The sequence below is a fragment of the Paracoccus litorisediminis genome, from assembly GCF_009711205.1.
Taxonomy (GTDB): domain Bacteria; phylum Pseudomonadota; class Alphaproteobacteria; order Rhodobacterales; family Rhodobacteraceae; genus Paracoccus; species Paracoccus litorisediminis.
On sequence record NZ_WMIG01000020.1, the window covers coordinates 64,403 to 83,780 of the forward strand.

The 19,378-nt window shown below is 63.9% G+C and carries 16 protein-coding genes; 5 read left to right on the forward strand and 11 right to left on the reverse strand.

Annotated elements, in window-relative coordinates:
* The first annotated feature begins 139 nt into the window (after nucleotides 1-139).
* From GL300_RS21630 to GL300_RS21640, 3 genes are all read left to right on the forward strand, one after another.
* Nucleotides 140-928: a 2-keto-4-pentenoate hydratase gene (locus GL300_RS21630; protein WP_155041763.1), complete on the forward strand. Its 789-nt coding sequence runs from the start codon at nucleotides 140-142 to the stop codon at nucleotides 926-928.
* An 8-nt stretch (nucleotides 929-936) separates the two neighbouring features.
* A complete protein-coding gene (locus GL300_RS21635; protein WP_155041764.1) occupies nucleotides 937-1,725 on the forward strand; it encodes an HpcH/HpaI aldolase family protein in 789 nt (262 codons plus the stop codon).
* 82 nt (nucleotides 1,726-1,807) lie between these two features.
* The gene (locus GL300_RS21640) at nucleotides 1,808-2,824 is read left to right on the forward strand and encodes an AraC family transcriptional regulator (RefSeq protein WP_155041765.1); all 1,017 of its coding nucleotides are present in this window, start codon (nucleotides 1,808-1,810) and stop codon (nucleotides 2,822-2,824) included.
* A 62-nt stretch (nucleotides 2,825-2,886) separates the two neighbouring features.
* Here the strand turns inward: GL300_RS21640 and GL300_RS21645 are convergent, their stop codons facing one another.
* From GL300_RS21645 to GL300_RS21685, 9 genes are all read right to left on the reverse strand, one after another.
* On the reverse strand, nucleotides 2,887-4,323 hold the full coding sequence (locus tag GL300_RS21645) for a coniferyl aldehyde dehydrogenase (RefSeq protein WP_155041766.1): 1,437 nt from the start codon (nucleotides 4,321-4,323) through the stop codon (nucleotides 2,887-2,889).
* 124 nt (nucleotides 4,324-4,447) lie between these two features.
* Complete coding sequence (brnQ, locus tag GL300_RS21650) at nucleotides 4,448-5,803, reverse strand: branched-chain amino acid transport system II carrier protein (RefSeq protein ID WP_170297768.1); 1,356 nt, start codon at nucleotides 5,801-5,803, stop codon at nucleotides 4,448-4,450.
* Nucleotides 5,804-6,147: 344 nt separating this feature from the next.
* Nucleotides 6,148-7,893, reverse strand: a complete 1,746-nt coding sequence (locus GL300_RS21655; protein ID WP_155041768.1) for an aminopeptidase P family protein — start codon at nucleotides 7,891-7,893, stop codon at nucleotides 6,148-6,150.
* 10 nt (nucleotides 7,894-7,903) lie between these two features.
* Nucleotides 7,904-9,190: an alpha/beta fold hydrolase gene (locus GL300_RS21660; RefSeq protein ID WP_211595311.1), complete on the reverse strand. Its 1,287-nt coding sequence runs from the start codon at nucleotides 9,188-9,190 to the stop codon at nucleotides 7,904-7,906.
* Nucleotides 9,191-9,205: 15 nt separating this feature from the next.
* Entirely contained in the window at nucleotides 9,206-10,159 is a 954-nt protein-coding gene (locus GL300_RS21665) for an ABC transporter permease (protein ID WP_155041770.1), read from the reverse strand.
* Nucleotides 10,160-10,161: 2 nt separating this feature from the next.
* A complete protein-coding gene (locus GL300_RS21670; protein WP_211595312.1) occupies nucleotides 10,162-11,115 on the reverse strand; it encodes an ABC transporter permease in 954 nt (317 codons plus the stop codon).
* Complete coding sequence (locus tag GL300_RS21675) at nucleotides 11,115-12,953, reverse strand: dipeptide ABC transporter ATP-binding protein (protein WP_155041772.1); 1,839 nt, start codon at nucleotides 12,951-12,953, stop codon at nucleotides 11,115-11,117. Before GL300_RS21675 ends, GL300_RS21670 begins: the two co-directional genes overlap by 1 nt.
* An 89-nt stretch (nucleotides 12,954-13,042) precedes the next feature.
* A complete protein-coding gene (locus GL300_RS21680; protein ID WP_211595313.1) occupies nucleotides 13,043-14,752 on the reverse strand; it encodes an ABC transporter substrate-binding protein in 1,710 nt (569 codons plus the stop codon).
* A 301-nt stretch (nucleotides 14,753-15,053) separates the two neighbouring features.
* Nucleotides 15,054-15,722 (reverse strand): Crp/Fnr family transcriptional regulator, encoded by a 669-nt coding sequence (locus tag GL300_RS21685; protein ID WP_155041773.1) that lies wholly within the window; start codon nucleotides 15,720-15,722, stop codon nucleotides 15,054-15,056.
* A 407-nt stretch (nucleotides 15,723-16,129) separates the two neighbouring features.
* Here GL300_RS21685 and GL300_RS21690 point away from each other — a divergent pair, with 407 nt between their 5' ends.
* Together GL300_RS21690 and GL300_RS21695 are read left to right on the forward strand one after the other, a co-directional pair.
* Nucleotides 16,130-16,780 (forward strand): glutathione S-transferase family protein, encoded by a 651-nt coding sequence (locus GL300_RS21690; protein ID WP_155041774.1) that lies wholly within the window; start codon nucleotides 16,130-16,132, stop codon nucleotides 16,778-16,780.
* A 130-nt stretch (nucleotides 16,781-16,910) separates the two neighbouring features.
* Nucleotides 16,911-17,795: a DMT family transporter gene (locus tag GL300_RS21695; RefSeq protein WP_343043163.1), complete on the forward strand. Its 885-nt coding sequence runs from the start codon at nucleotides 16,911-16,913 to the stop codon at nucleotides 17,793-17,795.
* A 25-nt stretch (nucleotides 17,796-17,820) separates the two neighbouring features.
* Here GL300_RS21695 and GL300_RS21700 read toward each other — a convergent pair whose 3' ends face one another.
* Together GL300_RS21700 and GL300_RS26265 are read right to left on the reverse strand one after the other, a co-directional pair.
* Nucleotides 17,821-19,005: a glycoside hydrolase family 5 protein gene (locus GL300_RS21700; RefSeq protein WP_155041776.1), complete on the reverse strand. Its 1,185-nt coding sequence runs from the start codon at nucleotides 19,003-19,005 to the stop codon at nucleotides 17,821-17,823.
* 55 nt (nucleotides 19,006-19,060) lie between these two features.
* Nucleotides 19,061-19,378, reverse strand: a 318-nt coding sequence (locus tag GL300_RS26265) for an ATP-binding cassette domain-containing protein (protein WP_170297769.1), incomplete at its 5' end; no start/stop codon positions are given.

The following is a 19,378-nucleotide window of genomic DNA, read 5'->3' on the forward strand; positions in this document are numbered from 1 at the left end:
CTTGACGCAGCGGGCGCTTGATCCAACGTCATCGGGCGCGCGGTCCGTGGTCAAGCTCTTGACCTGTCGTCCGCTATCGTCTCGGGATCGGAAAGGTCGTGGAGGCGACCCGACGACTGCAAAGCGAGGAGGCAGAGCGATGTTCGACCAACAGACCACGGACCGGCTGGCGGATGAATTGTATGGTGCGTTGCGCAGCGGGGTGACGATCCCGCTGATCAGCAAGCGCCACCCCGACGTGACCGTCGATGAGGCCTACCGCGTGTCTCTGAGCGTGCTGAACCGCCGGCTGGCCGATGGCGAAAAGCTGATCGGCAAGAAGATCGGCCTGACTTCGCAGGCGATGCAGCAGATGCTGGGCATTTCCGAGCCGGATTACGGTTTCCTGACCGATGCGATGCAGGTGGCTGACGGCGCGACCGTGACCATCGCCCAGCAGATGATCACCCCGATGATCGAGGCCGAGATCGCCTTTGTCATGCGCGCGCCGCTGCCGCTGGAAGGGATGACCCCGGAAATGGTGCTGGAGGCGACCGAGTATGTCGCGGCCAGCTTTGAGCTGGTCGATACCCGTTTCGACACGCCGAAACTGGCAATCGTCGATACCGTGGCCGACAATGCCAGCAGCGCCCTGTTCCAACTGGGACAGGATCGCATCGATCCGCGCGATCTGGACCTGAACGCCGTCATCTGCACGCTGCTGCGCAATGGCGCGGTGCAATCCACCGGCAAGGGCGAGGCGGTGATGGGCTCGCCCCTGAACAGCGTGGCGTGGCTGGCGAACCGGTTGGGCGCACTTGGTGTCCAGATCGAGGCGGGCGATGTCGTTCTGCCCGGATCGCTGGTACCGATGGTTCCGGTCGCGCCGGGCGACAGGCTGGAGGCCGAGTTCACCGGCATCGGCCGCGTCACCTGCTTCTTTGCCTGAGGGTCACCATGCAGAATATCTCGTTGAAGAAATGGAAAAGCGGCACGGCCAGCCCCGGCGCATGGATCTGCCTGTCCGAGGTCCATACCGCCGAAATGCTGGCGCGCATGGGCTTTGACTGGCTGTGCTTCGACCTGCAGCACGGGCTGATCTCGGAAGCGCAGCTTCAGACGCTGATCCCCGCGATCTCGGGGACGGATGCGACCCCGATCGTCCGGGTGGTCAGCAATGATGCCGGGCAGATCGGGCGGGCGCTGGATGCCGGCGCGCATGGCATTATCGTGCCCATGGTGAACTCGGCCGAGGAAGCGCGCCGCGCCGCCTCGGCCTGTCGCTATCCGATGGAAGGCACCCGGTCCTGTGGACCACTGCGCGGCTTCATGCTGGACGGCCCGGATTACCTGCGCAGCGCCAATGCCGAAGTCGCCTGCATCGTCATGATCGAAACGAGCGAGGGGCTGGAACAGGTCGAGGCGATTGCCGCCACGCCGGGCGTCGATGCCATTTTCATCGGCCCGATGGACCTGTGCTTCGGTCTGGGCCTTGTCCCCGGCGATTTCGGCGCGCCCGCCTTTGTCGCGGCGATCGCCCGCATCCGTGCCGCCTGCGCGGCTGCCGGCAAGGCCGTCGGCCTGTTCGGCTATTCGCCGGAACTGGCGGGGCAGGCGTTGAAGGACGGCTTCAACTTCGTCTCGGTCGGGACGGATCTGGGCTTTTTGCGGCAGGGGACGGCCAGCGCCATCGCGGCGGCAGGCGGCCTTGGCCAGCAGGAGACGCGCAAGCCCGGCGGCTATTGATCCGCACCTGATCCGGCTTGATTTCCCGCGCGTCATGATTGATGTAATGCAACATCCATCATGATGCGCGGGGAGGCGCAGAATGGTATTCCAACAATTGCGGTTGATCCGCACCGGCGCCCTTGAGGGGTTCCGGGACTATGTCTTCATGCTGGGCGGCGATCCCGATCCGATCCTGCGCAGCGCCGGGATCGACCCCGCCACGCTGAACGCACCCGAGACCCAGATCAACCTTGCGCATTACGTCAGCGCGCTGAACCTTGCCGCCGAGGCGACGGGAACACCCGCCTTTGGCCTGCTGCTGTCGCAGCGGCAAAGCTTGGACAATGTCGGCGCCGTCGGATATCTGGCCCGCCACGCCCCGACATTGCAGGTGGCGCTGGAGGAGCTGTCTCGTTTCCTGCGGCTGCATGACGGCGGCACCTTTCTGGAGGTTGATCAAAGCGACGACACCACGCTGATTGGGCTGAAATTCTCGGGTGCGGAGGGGCTGCCGGGAATTCAGCGCGTGGAACTGGCCATGGGCTTGCTGCTGAAATTCCTGCGCTCGGTGATGGCGGAAAACTGGACGGCGACGGCGGTCCATTTCGAACATAAACGCCCCGCCAGCCCGCAATATCACGAGCGGCTGTTCCGCTGCCCGATCTATTACGAGCAGCCCTTCACCGCGGTCGAACTGCCCAGTGGCGGGCTGCAAACCCGTCCGAAAAATGCCGATCATGTGCTGTTCAGCATCCTTCGCGGCCATATCGAGCGTCTCAATGCCGAATTGGGCAGCGATCTGGTGGGTCAGCTGCGGCGCATCATCCATAACCAGCTGGAAAACGGCCCGCCTCGGCTGGATGAGGCCGCTGCGGCACTGGGGCTTAGCCGCCATGTCCTGCAGCGCCGTCTCAAGGATTTCGGGACCAGCTTCCAGACCCTGCAGCAATCCGTCCGCTTCGAGGCGGCGCAGCGTTATCTGGCCGAAACCGATCTGCCGTTGGTCGAAATCAGCGGCATCCTGTCATTTTCCGAAGCGGCGGTGTTCACCCGAACCTTTCAGCGCCTGGCCGGAATGACGCCTTCTGAATGGCGGCGCGAGAACCGAATCCGTTAGTTCTCGCGCCGCATCCCGCGCCGCGCATGCCCGCATGGGATGAGGCGGCGGCGTGGGAACCCTTATTTCGTCAGCCGTTTCCGGATTTCCTTGCGGATCGCCGCGCCATAGGGCGGGCGCAGCATCTTGATGATTTCCGAACCGGTCTGGCGATAGACGCCCTTGGCATGGCTGAAGGTCAGGAAGCCCTCCCAGCCGTGGTAATTCCCCATGCCCGACGGGCCGGTGCCGCCAAAAGGCAGGTCCTCTTGCGCGACATGGAACAGCGTGTCGTTCACCGTCACCCCGCCCGAGGTGGTGCGGTTCAGCACATGCTCGCGTTCCTCGGCGGCCTCGCCAAAGTAATACAGCGCCAGCGGACGCGGCCGGTCGTTGATCATGGCAATGGCATCGTCGATCTTGCGATAGGTGCGGACCGGCAGGATCGGGCCAAAGATTTCCTCTTGCATCACCGCCATGTCGTCGGTCGCGTTCAGGATCAGATGCGGCGGGATCTTGTGATGCGGCTGCTGGGTGAAGTTTTCGCCCTTGGGATTGATCTCGACGATCTCGGCCCCCTTCTGGCGTGCATCCTCGATCAGGCCCAGCAGGCGGTCGTAATGGCGCTGGTTGATGATCGAGCCGTAATCGTCATTGTCCTTCAGGCCCGACGGATACATCTCGGCGACGGCCGCGCGCGTCGCGGTGACGAATTCGCCGGTCTTGCCCTCGGGCACCAGCGCGTAATCGGGGGCGGTGCAGATCTGGCCGGCATTCAGCGTCTTGCCATGCATGATCCGACGCGCCGATTTCGCCATGTTGGCCGATTGCCCGACGATGGTGGGGGACTTGCCGCCCAGCTCCAGCGTGACCGGCACAAGGTTTTCCGCCGCCGCGCGCATGACATGGCGTCCGACAGCGGTCGAGCCGGTAAAGATCATGTGGTCGAAAGGCAGGGCGGTAAAGGCTGCGCCGGTCTGGGCATCGCCGGTGGCGACCGACAGCACCTCGGCATCGAAATATTTCGGCACCAGCTCGGCCACCAGCGCCGAGGTCCGCGCGGTGAATTCCGAGGGCTTCACCATCGCCCGGTTTCCCGCCGCGAAAATCCCCGCCAGCGGCGAGAAGATCATCCCGATCGGGAAGTTCCATGGCGAGACGATGCCGACCACGCCCTTGGGCTGGTAATGCAGCACCGCCCGCGCGCCCAGCAGGCCCAGCGGAAATTCGACCGGACGCTTCGACGGCTTCATCCACTTGCGCAGGTTTTTCTTGGCGTGCTTGAGCGCGTTCACCGACTGCACCAGATCGGCGAATGCCGTCTGATCCTTCGAGCGATGCCCAAAATCCGCCGAGACGGCATCGTAAAGCGCGTTCTGGTTTTCGACCAGCAGCGCCACGGCGCGGTCGATCCAGCGCGCGCGCGTCGCCTGATCGGGCTGTCCGTCACGGACATGCGCCGCCTTCATCCGCGCCAGTTGATCCGCCAGCGCATTCGCCGTGTTGCTGTCAAACGCCATTTCAGACACTCCTCCCCCTGAGCCAGCGCCCATTCTGGGTGCTTCCCCGCGGACGACATTGACCGAACATGGCCATCGCCGTTTCATGAAGTCAAATCCGCGTCTCCGGGTCGGGGCGCCTGTATCAGACCGTGGGGCGGTCGGTCAGGTTGGGTCTGCCCGACAACTGCCAGATCAGCCCGCCGATCATGCCTCCGACAATCGACGGCACCAGCCAGGAAAATCCCAGCGACGACAGCGGGATCGCGTCATAGGCGTGTTGCAGCGCCGCGGGCAGGGTGATCCCCAGCTTGCCCGAACAGGCCAATACAAGATCATAGGCCCCCATCAGAAAGGCGACCAGCGCAGCCCCCTTCCAGACCCCGTCATTCGGCAGAAAGCGCGACAGCAGGCCCAGCAGCACCACGCAGATGGCCAGCGGGTAGAACAGCCGGAAGAACGGATCGGCCAGCTTGACGATATAATCGACGCCGCCGAATGCCTGCGCCATCGAGGTGGCCGAGACGATCAGCACTGCCGTCCGGTAGCTGATCCGGTCTCCGGTCCATTTCTGCAGATATTCGCCCAGCACGGCGGTCGCGCCGATCGCGGTGGTCAGGCAGGCCAGCACCACCGCCACGGCCAAGGCATTCGCGCCGACCGAACCGGCAAGCTGCCCGACCAGCCGCGTCAGCAGGTTCGAATGGGTCACGTCGGCACCCAGCACGCCGCTGCCGGTCGCGCCCAGATGTTCCAACCCGCCATAGACGAAAAGCAGCCCAAGGAAGGTCACCGCGCAGGCGCCCAGCAGGACCGACCTGAAACCGGCATCATCCGCGTAACCGCGCTCGCGGATGGCCTCGACAAAGATGATGCCCAGCATCAGACCAGCAAGCACGTCGCCCGTCTGGTAGCCGGTGATCAGGCCCAGGCTGAAGGGCGCGGCCTCGCCGGTGTGGACGGGGGTTCCCAGCGGCGACAGCACCGACCAAAGGACGATGATCGCCAGCAATCCCAGCAGAAGCGGTGTCAGAAAGCGTCCGATCCGGTCGATCATGTTCGAACGGTCAAGGGCGAACCACGTGCTTACGCCGATGAACAGCGGGATGAAGAACCAGTGCCATGCGCCCTTTTGCAGGGCTGGGGCAAGGGTCAGGATCCCGGTCTCATATGCGACGCTGGCGGTGCGCGGGATCGCGATCATCCATGCCAGAAACACCATTGCGATGAACAGCAGGGCCGGGCCGAACCACGGCGCGATCGGCGCGGTCATCCGCTCGACGCTGCCGCCGTTGCGCCCAAGGACGAAGACGGTCGCGACCGGCAGAAGCATGCCGGTCAGGGCCAGACCGAACAGCGCCTGCACCCATCCAGAACCCGCCAGATAGCCGATCTGCGGCGGAAAGATCAGGTTTCCCGCGCCGAAAAACACCGCAAACATGGCGAAGCCCACGATCAGGGAATCGCGGAAGATCCGCTGCGGCATGGCAGTGCTGGTCATCGTTACCTCGTCAACTCGTTCCCGCCTTGACGGCATGCACCAAGCAACCGGCGACATGACTGTCGCCGCCCCGTCGCAGGGCGCCATTTCAGGTTTCCGGTCGCGGGCCGCGTGTCGCGGCTCTCGCCCGCAATGCGCGAAAGGCCGATGCCCGCTGATTTCAGCCGGGCAGAAACGGCAAATACGGGTGGCGCTATGGCATGGATGGGCGCGGGATTTGAACCCTGTCGGCGGAAATTCGCGCAAGCTACGTTGCGGAACCCGCAGTTACGCGCGGGGGGTGGACGGGTTCGGGTCGTGACGGCCTGCCCGTCTGGTCTGTGACCAACGGGCAGGCGCGTTGTTTATTGGTCTGGCGTGGCAGCGTCGGCGATGGGCGCGGTGTGACGGATCAGCCAGTCGACAACCTCGCCTTGCAGAAGCGGCGCGACCTTCTGGCGGACCTCGGCGTGGTAGGCGTCGATCCAAGCGCGCTCGGCGTCGGTCAGCGCGGCCAGATCGAACAGCGACAGGTCGATCGGCACCAGCGTCATCGGCTTGAAGCACAGGAAACCCGGACCATCCTCGACCAGTTCGACCTGATTTTCGATGCGGATGCCCCAGCGGCCTTCCTGATAGTAACCCGGCTCGATGGTCATGATATTGCCCGCGACCAGACCGACGGGATTGCCGGGCTTGGCCAGACGGTGGGGATGCTCATGGACCAGCAGGTTATGGCCCACGTCATGGCCAGTCCCGTGATCGTAATCGAGGCCAAGCTGCCAAAGCGGCACCCGCGCCAACGCATCCAGCGAATGCGCAAAGGTCCCCACAGGGAAGCGCGCGACCGAAAGCGCGATGAAGCCTTTCAGCACCGCCGTCGAGATCCGGCGAATGTCGTCGGCGACCGGCGAAAAGGCGAAGGTGCGCGTGACATCGGTCGTGCCACAATCATATTGCCCGCCGGAATCGCAGAGCAGGATCTGATCCGGCGTCAGGGTGGCGCTGCCGGTGGTGGCGGGGGCATAATGGCACAAAGCCGCATTGCCACCCGAGGCCGCGATGGTGGCAAAGCTCGGCTCTTGATAGCCGGGCGAGGCGGCGCGGAAACCGGCCAATATCTGCGAGACTTCCCATTCGTCGATGGGCTGGTTCGAGGCGCTGCGCACGGGCATCTCGGCTTCCAGCCATTGCCCGAATTTGGCCAGCGCCACGGCGTCGTCCAGATGCGCGCGGTAAAAGCCCGCCAGTTCTTCGGGGGTCTTTTTCGATTTTTCCAGCGTGATGAGGCCGGTCGTGGGCGCGGGCACGGCGCGGCCTTGCACCAGCGCGACCGGGACCGCATCGGGGGTGAAGAACGCGTCATAAGCCACGCGGCCCGACAGCGCGGCAAGCGCGGGCAGGAATCCCTCAAACGCGCGTGGGGTCACGCCTTCGGGCGCGGGGATGACCAGCTTGGCCGGGTCGATGAACCATTCGGCGGCGTCCTTGCCGATGATGGCGAAGGACAGTGCCAGCGGGTTCATCGCCACATCGCCGCCACGGCGGTTGAAAAGCCATGCGATATTGTCGGGTCGCGTCTCGACCCAAGTATCGACGCCCAGACGCGACAGCTCACCGCGCAGCCATTCCAGCTTGTCACTGGTCGAACGCCCGGCTTCGGAGAGCGGCATTTCGCGGATGGGCGCTTGCGGCATCGCGGGGCGGTCCAGCCAGATCGCAGCCAGTGGATCGGCCACCGGGACCAGCGTGACGCCATGGGCGCGGGCGCGCAGGGTTTCAGCCTGCGTGACGGTCCAGGTCATCGGATCATAGCCGATGCGCAGGCCCGTACCCAGCCCGGCCACCCATTGCGCCAGCGGCGTTTCATGGAAATGCCCATGCTGCCACAGCTTGCCATTGACCTGCTTTGCAGCCTGAATCGTATAGCGGCCATCGACCAGAAAGACCGCCCGGTCCGGTGTCACCAGCGCATGGGCAAGCGAGCCGGTAAAGCCCGTCAGCCAACGGATCACGCGGTCATGGTCGGGCGCTTCCTCATTCTGGAAGGCGTCCGAGGTGGTCAGGATGAGCCCGTCAAGTCCCAGACGCGCCAGTTCCCCGCGCAGCATGGCCAGTCGTTCAGCGTGAATAGCAGTTAAAGCCGTCAAGGCCGTCCTCCATGTCAAACAGCCGCTCGAGCACCCGCGTGGATGCCCGCAGCCCGTTATGTTCAAATTCGTTGGTCAGCCACATCCGCACATTGCCCAAAGAGCGCGCGGTTTGCAGCGACAGGTCCAGATCGACATACATGTCGTCGGTATAGACGGCGGCGGTCACCGGCACATCATTGGCGGCCAGCCGGTCCAGATCGTATAAAGCGTCCTCCATCGGCATCCGTGCCAGCGCGTGTGCGGCAGGGGCAAAGGGGCGCAGGGCGCGGATTTCGTCGAACATCCACGGATAGATCATCTCGCCAGTGAACAGCAGCGGTCGGTTCGCGGCATCGAATTCGGGGAATTCGGCCAGCACCCGTTCAGCCGCCCAATCGGTCGGCTGGCCGTGCTGGGCATAGATCGCCTCGTGGATGGCAGCGAAAAGCGGGTTCTGGTCAAAGGATGTCGTATCGCGCATCCGGCCAAGGAAGCTGTCCGAAAGCTGGCCGTCATCGGCAATGGCCTCATCCAGCAGCCAGTGCAGGCTCTCGAACCCGTCGGACATGCCCAGATCCATGCCCAGATATTGCAGCCGCCGCACGCTCAGCCGGTCGCCATCGGGCAGGCGGATGTCCTGATCCGTCAGCATGTCCGCGATCTGGTCCAGCACGGCCTGATCCTGCGGATAGCGCTGGAAATACTGGCGGTTCTTGTCGGCCACGCGCGGATAGGTGCGGCGATAGATGTCATCGGCGCTGGCGCGGATGCCCGCCATGCCGCCGGTGACATAGCAGCCCAGCAACGCCTGCGGTGCCAGCGACAGATAGGTCAGGGTCAGGAAGCCACCATAGCTTTGCCCCAGAGTGTACCATTTCTGGCCGCCAAACAGCGCTTTGCGCAGATGTTCGGCATCGCGGACGATGCTGTCGGCGCGCAGGCAGGACAGGTAATGCGCGCCCTGTTCGGCGCTCATCGCGGCAAAAGCGCGGCCCTGCACCGGGGTCGAGCGGCCCGTGCCGCGCTGGTCCAGCATGAGGACGCGGAAACGTTTCAGCGCAACCGAAAGCCAGCCGGGGCCACCCCCGCCGGGGCGCGGTGCCTTGCCGCCCGGCCCGCCTTGCAAATAGACGAGCAAAGGCCGCTCGCGCCCGTCGGGGGCGGCAATCTCGCGGGCAAAGACCTTGATCGTCGGACCGTCCGGCTTGGACCAGTCCAAGGGAACCGTGACCGAGTGGTCGCGGATAATGGCTCCGGGAATTTTATAGTCGTTCATGTCTGTCATCCGATTTCAGCGCATCCGGGGATCAAGGGCTGCATAAAGCAGGTCCACGATGATATTGCACAGCACGATGAAGAGGCCCCCCAGCAGCACCACGCCGATGATGATCGGGCGGTCCTGATTGCGCACCGCCTGCACCGCCAGCGAGCCGACGCCTTGCAGCCCGTAGACCTGCTCGATCACGATGACGCCGCCCAGCATCAGCCCGATATCCGCGCCAAGCTGCGTCACCAGCGGCATCAGAGTCGAGCGCATGCCGTGGCGCAGGACAACCTTGCGTTCCGACAGGCCCTTGGCGCGGGCGGTGCGGATGTAATCCTCGCCTAGAACCTGCAATAATTGGCCCCGTGTCAGACGGGCATAGATCGCCGCCGTGACCAGCGCGAGCGTGGCCCAAGGCAGCGCCAGATGCCATGCCCAGATCAGCGGATTGGTCAGGAAGGGCTTGTAGCCGCTGGGCGGGAACAGGGTGAAGCCCGCCTGCTTGGGCAGGAAATACAGCGTGTATAGCGCCAGCATCCCCAGCACGAAGGTCGGAAAGCTGAGGCCCAGCAGGATGAAGACCTGCCCCATCCGGTCGCGGAACCCGCCCGGATGGCGCGCCGACATGATGCCGATCGGGATACCGATCGCCAGCCACAGGATCACCGCGCCAAAGACCAGCGAGATGGTGACCGGAATCCGGCGCAGGATCAGCTCGCTGACCGGCTGCTGGTTGCGATAGGAAAAGCCCAGATCGCCCTGAACCGCCCGACCGACGAAGTGCAGATATTGCTGCGTCATCGGCTGGTCGAGGCCAAGGTTCTGGCGCACCAGTTCCAACTGCTCGGCGCTGGCCTTGTCGCCCGCGACGATCCGCGCGGGATCGCCCGGCGCGACAAAAAACAGCAGGAACACGAACAGGCTCAAGACGAACAGGACCAAGGCCCCGAAGCCCAGCCGCTTGGCGATGAACTTGCCCATGATCAGCCCTCCGTCACGGGTTTGGCGGGCTTGCGGCGGCGCTTCACCCGCCTGCCCTTGGGGTCAAGCGCATCGCGCAACCCATCGCCCAGAATGTTGAAGGCCAAGGTCGAGCCCAGCAGCGCCAGCCCCGGAAACAGCACCAGCCACCATGCGACCAGATAGATCGAATTGGCGCCGGCCTCGGCCAGCATCCCGCCCCAGCTTGGCGTCGGCGGCACAATGCCAAGGCCAAGGAAGGACAGGGTCGCCTCGAAGACGATGGAATTCGGGATCATCATCGTCGTGTAGATGATGATCGGCACCGACAGGTTGGGCAGGATGTCGCGCAGCATGATCGACAGGTTCCCCGCCCCCAGCGAGCGGCTGGCCTGCACGAAGTCGCGCCGCGCCAAGGAGGCCGTCTCGGCCCGGATCACCCGGCCGATGGTGGTCCAGCTGAAGAACACGATGACGCAGATCGACAGCCACAGCGACGGCCCAAAGACCGAAACCAGCGCCAAGGCGCACAGCAGGAACGGCACCGACATGACCAGATCCATCAGCCGTCCCAGCACCGTATCGATCCAGCCGCCGAAATAGCCCGCCGTCATGCCGATGGTGACGCCGATGAAGGATGCCGCCAGCGCAGCCGCCACCCCCACCGCCAGCGAGATCCGCGCGCCGTAAGCGATGCGGACCAGCACGTCGCGGCCAAGCTGGTCGGCGCCCAGCAGGAATTCATGGTTGGGCCCGACCGGCAATCCGACCGGTGACAAGCCGGTGTCGCGATATTGCTCGATCGCGTCATGACCGGTCCAGCCCGCAAACCAAGGCGCTCCTATGGCGAAAGCGACCAGAGCCAAGATGAAGACCGCAGCCAGCAGGCTGGCCGGGTCGCGCATCAGGCGGCGGAACGTCAGGTTGGCCGAGGATCGCTGAACGACCTTTGGCGCGTCGAGTTGGGCCTCAGACATCATGCGGCTCCCTGTTCCAGTCTTAGAAGTTCGCGCGGCTGGGCCTGCACGGGCACCGGCGGCACATGCGAGGCGTCCAGCAGCGTGCGGGTATAATCCTGCTGCGGGTGCTGGAAGATCTGCTCGGTCGCGTCCATCTCGATGATGCGGCCCGCATTCATCACCGCGATGCGGTCGCACATATGGCGCACGACGCTGAGGTCATGGCTGATGAACAGATAGGTCAGGCCCAGCTTTTGCTGCAATTCCTGCATCAGGTTCAGGATTTGCGCCTGTATGGACACATCCAGCGCCGAGACCGGCTCATCGAAAATCACCAGATCGGGGTTCAGCGCCAAGGCGCGGGCAATCCCGATGCGCTGCCGCTGCCCGCCGGAAAACTCCGAGGGGAAACGGTTGTAATGCTCGGGGTTCAGCCCGACCAGTTCCATCAGGCGGCGGACCTCGTTTTTGCGCGCCTCGCCCTTGGCCAGCCCGTGGATGCGGAAGGGCTCGCCGATGATCGCGCCGACCCGACGACGCGGATTGAGCGAGCCGAACGGGTCCTGAAACACCAGCTGCACGCGGCGGCGCATGTCGCGCCATGCCTTGGGGGTCAGCGCGCCGACATCGATGCCGTCGAAATCGACTTTGCCGCGCGTGGCCGGGACCAGCCCCGCAATCACCCGCGCCAGCGTCGATTTTCCGCAGCCGGACTCTCCTACCAGACCCAAAGTCTCGCCCCGCGCGACCTCGAGCGTGATGCCCTTGAGCACATCAAGCTGACGCTTCGCGCCAAAGCCCGAGGACATCGTATAGGTCAGCGCGACATCCTGCACCGACAGCAGCCGGTCCGTGGGCGGCTTTCGGGCGGGCTGGGCCGGGGCCGTATCCGCGCGGTCGATCCGGGCTTCGAAATGGCACAGCGCTTCGGTCCCGCAGGCATAGGCGCGGTTGGGCGGCGCCTCAATCTGGCAGATCGGCTGGACCTGCGCGCAGCGCGGCGCAAAGATGCAGGCTTTGGGGCGCGCCAGCAGGCTGGGTGGCCGTCCGGGGATCGAATAAAGCTCGGTCCCTTGCCGCGCCGCCGCGGGCGAGGCGCGCAGCAGGCCAAAGGTATAGGGATGGGCAGGCGCGGCAAACAACCCCTTGGCCGGGCCGATTTCCAGCCGCGTGCCGCCATACATGATCATCACCTTATCCGCGACCGAGGCCATCAGCCCCAGATCATGGGTGATCATGATGACGGTGATGCCCAGTTCGCGCCGCATTTCATCCAGCAGCGCGACGATCTGGGCCTGCACCGTCACGTCCAGCGCGGTGGTCGGTTCATCGGCGATGATCAGCGACGGACGCAGTACCAGCGCCATCGCGATCATCACGCGCTGGCGCATGCCGCCGGAAAACTGGTGTGGGTAATCGTCCAGCCGGGCCGCCGCATCTTTGATCCCGACCTTTTCCAGCATCTCGGCGGCGCGGGCGCGGGCCTCGGTATTGCTGACCTTTTCATGGGCGTGGATCACCTCGGTGATCTGGCGGCCGATGGTGTAATAGGGATGCAGGCTGGACAGCGGGTCTTGAAAGACCATGCCGATCCGTGCCCCGCGCAGGGCGCGTAACTCGGCGGGCGTCATTTTCAAGAGGTCGCGACCCTCGAACAGGCATTCGCCCTCGATCTCGACGCCGGGCAGCAGGCCCATGATCGCCTGGGTCAGGACCGATTTGCCGGAGCCGGATTCGCCCGCGATGCCGAACAGGCTGCCTGCCTCGACCGTGAACGAGACATTGCGCGCGGCGTGAAGGATTCCATCCTCGGTCGGGATGCGGATTGAGATGTTTCGCGCTTCAAGAAGGGGCATTCATGTGTTCCTGCGCCAAGGAAATCGCCCGCACATCTGCGCGGGCGAGAGTTGTGTGATCGACGGTCGGGGCCGGTCGCTTGCCGCGATCAGCGCTCCAGCCAGAGGTTGCTCCAATCCCCGTTCGCGCCAAGCGCATAGGGCAGGAAGTTCTTCACCGCATCGCTGTGATAGACGACGACGTTTTGCGAGATGAACGGGATGACGGGCGCATCACCCATGACCAGTTCATCGACCTCGGCCCACAGTTTGCCCGCCTGAGCAGCGTCGGCGGCGTTGATCGCCTCGGCGGCTTTCGCATTGGCCGCGTCGTTGTTGTAGTCGGTGTAGTTGTAGGTCTGGTGGCGACCGTCAAAGGTGAATTGCGGCTGGAAGACCGAGCGCGCGGCACCGCCGACCCAATCGGGCGACCAGCTGACCGGGGCGATGTCCCATGCGCCGGTCTTGGTGGTTTCCTGATTGGTCATGTATTTCGAATAGTAATCCGCGGCGGAAACGGGGATCAGTTCCAGCTCGATCCCGGCCTTTTTCATGCTGGCCTGAATGGTCTGGGCGATGGCTGGTTCGTCGTTGATGTTGCGGAAGGGCATCTTCAGCTTGATCCCGTCGGGGAAGCCCGCTTCGACCAGCAGGGCCTTGGCCTTTGCCGGATCGCCCTTGTGGTCGGCGCTGGGATACAGATCGAAGTCATGATAGCCGACGACGCCCGGCCCAAAGATGCCGTTTTGCGGCGCGGCAACGTAAGACCCGCCCATCTGCTGCACGATCGCCGCCTTGTCGATGGCGTAATTCAGCGCCTGACGGACCTTCACATCCTTCAGCGCGCCATTGTTGTTGTCGGCCGCCGTGTTGACAAAGATGAAGCTGGTCCGCCCGACCGAGATCGCGACCAGCTTGTCATCCCCGGTCGCCTGCAGCATCGGCAGCAGCGCCGGCGGCACGAGGATGTCGTAAAGCATATCCGCGTCGCCCGCCTGAATTTGCTGGATCGCGGCGTCGGGCTGCAGGCCGAAGGTCAGTTCGATCTCATCGACATAGGCCTTGCGCAGCGGATCGCTTTCGGCGGTCCATGCCGGGTTGCGCTTCAGCTTCAGCGTGCTGTCCGGCACGTAATCAGCGACGGTATAGGGGCCGGAGGCCATGAAGTTCTTGCGGAAATCCGGGCTGTCGGGGATGAAATCAAGGATTTCGACCGGGGCCGGTGCGGCCGAGGGCAGCGACAGCATATAGATGAAATCGCCGGCTTTTTCCTTCAGGCGGAAGGTGACGGTCCTGTCATCCGGGGTCTCGATCCCGGTGATGTCCGTGCCCTCGACATAGGCCTTCATCGCCTCGGCGGTCGGTTCGACCTTGGCGAAGCCGTCGCAGAACGTGTCCATGCCTTCGATCAGCGACACGAAATAGGTCAGGAAGGACGAACCCAGCACCGGGTTGCACATGCGCTTGATGCCGCGTTCGACATCGGCGGCGACGATCGGGCGCGGCGTGCCCTTAATGTCCCATGCCGCGCCATCGCGCAGGGTAAAGGTATAGGTAAGGCCATCATCGCCGGGCTGAGGCAGTTCGACCGCAAGGTCGGCTTTCGGCGCGACACCTTCGGCGGGGTCGAGCGAGCTGTCATAGCCGACCAGCGTGCGCTGCGTCGCGCGGATGAAGTTGTTCGAGGTGACGACGCCGACGCTGGCCGGGTCGAAATGGTCGATATCCCCCGAACCAAGGATTTTCAGCACGCCGCCGGTCTCTTGTGCCGTTGCAGGCAGGACCGCCAGCGCAAGCAGCATGGCGGTCGTGGCAAGCATGGGGGTCCGTGCGGAGCGAAGCAAGGTGGTCATCAGACATGCATCCCTGTTGTATATAATTTGTCGACATAATGAATTTGCTGGTATGGAAGTCAAGAAGTTTGCTGCGTCAATCGCACGGGACAGCGCGCCAAACCTCACGGCTCGGCGTATAATATTGAAACTGTTCAGTTATATTCGGTGACGGCTGGGCTGCGGCCTGCCACCTTCAGCTACCGCTAATTCCATTTGCCGTGATGCCGTCCGAGGAATCGCATAGCGGATAGCGTCTGCCCCGCCTGTGCCAAGTCGGATCAGTTTCTCAGACGAGAGAACCGCTTGCCTGCAAGCCATCGCGATCCAGAACAAGGATCTCGCCCCGGCTGAACTCGACAATGCCCTGCTGTCGCAGCAGGTTCAGCCGCAGATTGACGGTCTGGCGGGTGCATCCGGCCAAAGTCGCCAGATAGGCCTGGCTGACATTGATCTTGGGCTCTGCCTCGGTCGTCAGTTGATGCAGGTAATGATCAATCCGCTGGTCGGCGGTCATGAAATTGTCGACCGAGCGCTGGCGATTGTCCCGGACCAGCCGATCATGCAGCAAGCCCGCCAGATTCACGATCAAAAGCTGCGCCGGAACATGCTTGAGCAACACGGCCGAGCTGCAGCACAGGACCCTTGAGCCGGGTAGCGCCGTGCATGTGGCGGCGCATGGCCTGCCTGACAGCGCCTCGACCTCGCCCAGTACCTCGCCGGGACCGGCGATGAAGACGACAAGGGAATTGCCGTTCGGGTCGATATAGCTGACCTCGACCTGGCCCTGCTCAACGATGAAAAAGGTGTCGGTTGCCAGACCCTGCTGCAGAATGTCCTTGGGCTGCAGATGGGTGCGGGTGATGCAGTCGGACAGGAAGGTCAGCTTCTGCTGCTCTGACAGACCCTGCAGCAGGTCGGAATCGAAGTTGGGCCGATAGGTCGCGGGCAGTTCCATGCTTGTGCCAGTCCCCAGAAACCGAGACAGGTTTCCGTCCGAACGGCCTTGGACAAGCCCGAGGGCGGCGCAATTCCGGAAACGCTTTGGCAATCAATGCAATGTGGAGCAGGGCGATGCAAGCCGCCCTGCTCTTCAGTGGTACATTTACAAAAAGGCTACTCGTTACCGCTAAGGACGAAGCATGTCCTGTCATGTCCGTATTTAGGGCAAATCTGCCGCAACTTGTGTCGGCTGGCCGACATTTTGCGCAGAAAGGCGACGAAACTGTCCCAAAGGCTAGGCCTAAACCCGGTAAGGCCGGGCATTTGCGGATAAGCCGCGCGGATCGCCGCCGGTGGCCGGGCATCCGGCCTTGAGCGCGGGGGCGGGGCGGGCGATAATTGCACGCAGAAGGGAAGGTTCCGATGGTCATTACCATCACCGCCTTTGAACGCTCGCCCGACCGTGGCAGGGGGCTTGCGCGCGACATGCGCGTCCGATGGGCGTTGGAGGAAGTGGGGCAGCCATATGATGTCCGCCTGCTGTCCTTTCCCGACATGAAGCAGCCCGCCCATCTGACACTGCATCCTTTCGGCCAGATCCCGACCTATCAGGACGGCGATCTGACCCTGTTCGAATCCGGCGCGATCGTGCTGCATATCGCCGAGCGCCATGACGGGCTGTTGCCTGACGATGCCGATGCGCGGGCGCGGGCCATCGCATGGATGTTCGCCGCGCTGAACACCGTCGAGCCGCCAATCGTCGAACGCAGCATGGCGCAGTTGTTTGATCGCGACGAGCCGTGGTTCGAACAGCGTCTGGCCAAAATCGACAAGCTTCTGCATATCCGGCTGGGCCAATTGTCCGCGCGCCTTGGTGCCGCCGATTGGCTGGACGGCTCCTTTCACGCGGGCGATCTGCTAATGGTCTCGGTGCTGCAAAGGCTGAAGGGGGCGGGCCTGCTGGAGGAATATCCGAACCTGATGCAATACATCGCGCGCGCCGAAGGCCGGCCCGCCTTTGCCCGCGCCTTTGCCGCGCAATTGGCGGTCTTTACCAACAACCAGCAGGGCTGACCGCGCGCTGGCGCAGTCCGGGCAGCACCCCTTGAATCCCGCCCCCCCGCCATTTGACGTAAGATCGCGCAAGACAGTCCGGCTGGGTTCGGGCATGTCTGCCGGGCGATTCCCAACCGAGAAGACCATCGTGACCGCCTTTTACTATGCCCTGACCGTGCTGATCTGGGGAACGACCTGGATCGCCATTCACAACCAGCTTGGCATCGTGCCGATCGAGGCCTCGGTGGTCTATCGTTTCGCGCTGGCCGGGGCGGTCATGTTCCTTGGGCTGCTGGCCATGGACAAACTAAGGGCCATTCCCACGCGGCAGCAGCCTTGGGTGGTCCTGCAGGCGCTATGCCTGTTTTCGTGCAATTTCATTTGCTTCTACATCGCGACGGGCTATGTCCCCAGCGGAGTCGTCTCGGTGGTATTCTCGGCGGCCACGATCTTCAATCTGATCAACGCCTTCCTGTTTCATGGCCGCCGTCCCTCGGGGCGCATTCTGGCTGGGGCGGGGCTGGGGGTTCTGGGCATCGCTTGCCTGTTTCGCGATACGCTGTCGGCGGCGGCGCTGGACCCCGGCACGGCCAAGGGGCTGGCTCTGGCGTTGCTGGGAACGTGGTTCTTTTCGGCAGGCAATCTGGTTTCCGCCCGCAATCAGCGTCACGGGCTGCAGCTTGCCACGGTCAACGCCTGGGCGATGCTTTACGGGGCCGGGATCGTGACTGCCTTCGCCCTGCTGCGCGGCGTGCCCTTTGCCTTTGACACATCGGCGCTTTATGTCGGATCGCTGCTTTATCTGGCGATCCCCGGCTCGGTGATCGCCTTTACCACCTATCTGACCGTGGTGCATCGTCTGGGGCCAGAGCGCGCGGCCTATATGACGGTGCTGTTCCCGGTCGTCGCGCTTAGCATTTCGGTCGTCTATGAGGGCTACCGGATCACGCCGCTGGCCGGGCTGGGGCTGGCATTCGTCCTGCTGGGCAATGTGTTTGTGCTGACCAAGCCGCGGTTCAGGGCATCGGCCTGAGGCGCCGACACCCCGCCCGGACCGATCAACGCATCCTGTCGCGCAGGATCTGCATCAGCTTGCCGTCGCGCGGCAGTTTCTCGGGCTGGCCCTGTTCGGTCAGCCAGTAGAACCGCCCCGGCTGCAGGTCGGTCGGCAGCTCATAATCCATGCCGTCCCATTCATCCTCACGGAAGGAATAGAAGGCCCAGTGGCCGCCGCGCGCCTCGACCGTGTTCAGCACATCGGTCAGATAGGTGCCGCAATCCTGCCAGCGCCGCATGCAGCCGAACTCGGCGGCGACGATGCGGCCGGGCGGCAGGTGCTGTGCCTCGGCCCAGTCGAACGCCGCGCCGATATGGGCCGCCACGGCGTCGCGGTCCCAAGCCAGCGTTCCGCCCGCATATTCGGTTTCCGCCCCCGGATAGCGCAGGGGTTTTTCCCGCTTCATGTTGGGCGCGCTGGTTGCGGCATAGGGCTCGTACATGTGGAATGCGTATAGCACCCGGTCGTCGGATAGCGCGGCAGGCCATGCCGCAAGCGAGCGCGGATTGGCGAACCAGCCGCCATCGACCATGATCGGGGTGACCGGATCGACGGCGCGGATCGCGGCGATGATGCGGCTGTAGAAACCCGGCAGATCGCGCAAGCCACCCGCCTGCGCGGCCTGCCAAGTGTCCAGCTCCTGCTGCGGGGCATTCTCGGTCGGGCCGCCGTTCTTTTCGGGCGCGGGTTCGTTCAGGATATTGTAGCCCGCGACCGCCGGATGATCCTTCAGCGCGCCCGCCAGATCCTTCCAGAACTGCACCGCCTGATCCTGATAGCGGGCGTCCGACCAGATCCGATCATCGTATTTGCCGCCATTCTGCTGCGTCCAGCGCGCGCCGGGCAGGCTAAGCGGGGTGACGACCACCTTGACGCCCTCGGCTTCGGCGGCATCCAGAACCTTGCGCAGGACCGCCAGATCCTGAGGCACAAGGCCCGCGTAATCATCGGCATCCCCGATCAGGAAATCCTGCCCCTGACCCTTCCACTTGCTGAAGGAAAGGCGCAGCCAGCTGGCCCCGGTATCGGACAGCGCCTTGAAATAGGCCTGATCCTGCGGGGTTGCGTTGAAGCCGTTCGCGCCTTTTTGCGGGCTGTCCCAGAACCCGATCAGGTCGGCGGCAAGGACCGGTTGCGCCAATCCGGCGCAAAGTGCAGCGATGGCGAGGGTGGTCTTGTGGATCATGGTTCTGCCCGATTTTTCACCTGAATGCAGCATTTCCACCGGACAGACCATCCCCCTAGCTTGCTCTTCCATCGACGATGAGTTGGGGTTTTCCCTTTGAGCATGGTTCGATACGGGCTTTGACGTCGAAGACGTGGCGCAGGAGGTCTGGGGTGACGACCTCGGGGGTGGGGCCGCAGGCGATGAGCTGGCCGGACTGGATGACCATGGCCGCGTCCGAGAAGTGCAGGGCGTGGCCGATATCGTGCAGGGCGACGATGATCAGCAGGCCCTGCTCGCGGGTCAGGCGGTGCAGCAGCGCCAGCAGGTCGATCTGGCGGCTGAGATCCAGGGCCGAGGTCGGCTCGTCCATCAGCAGGATCTGCGGGTTCAG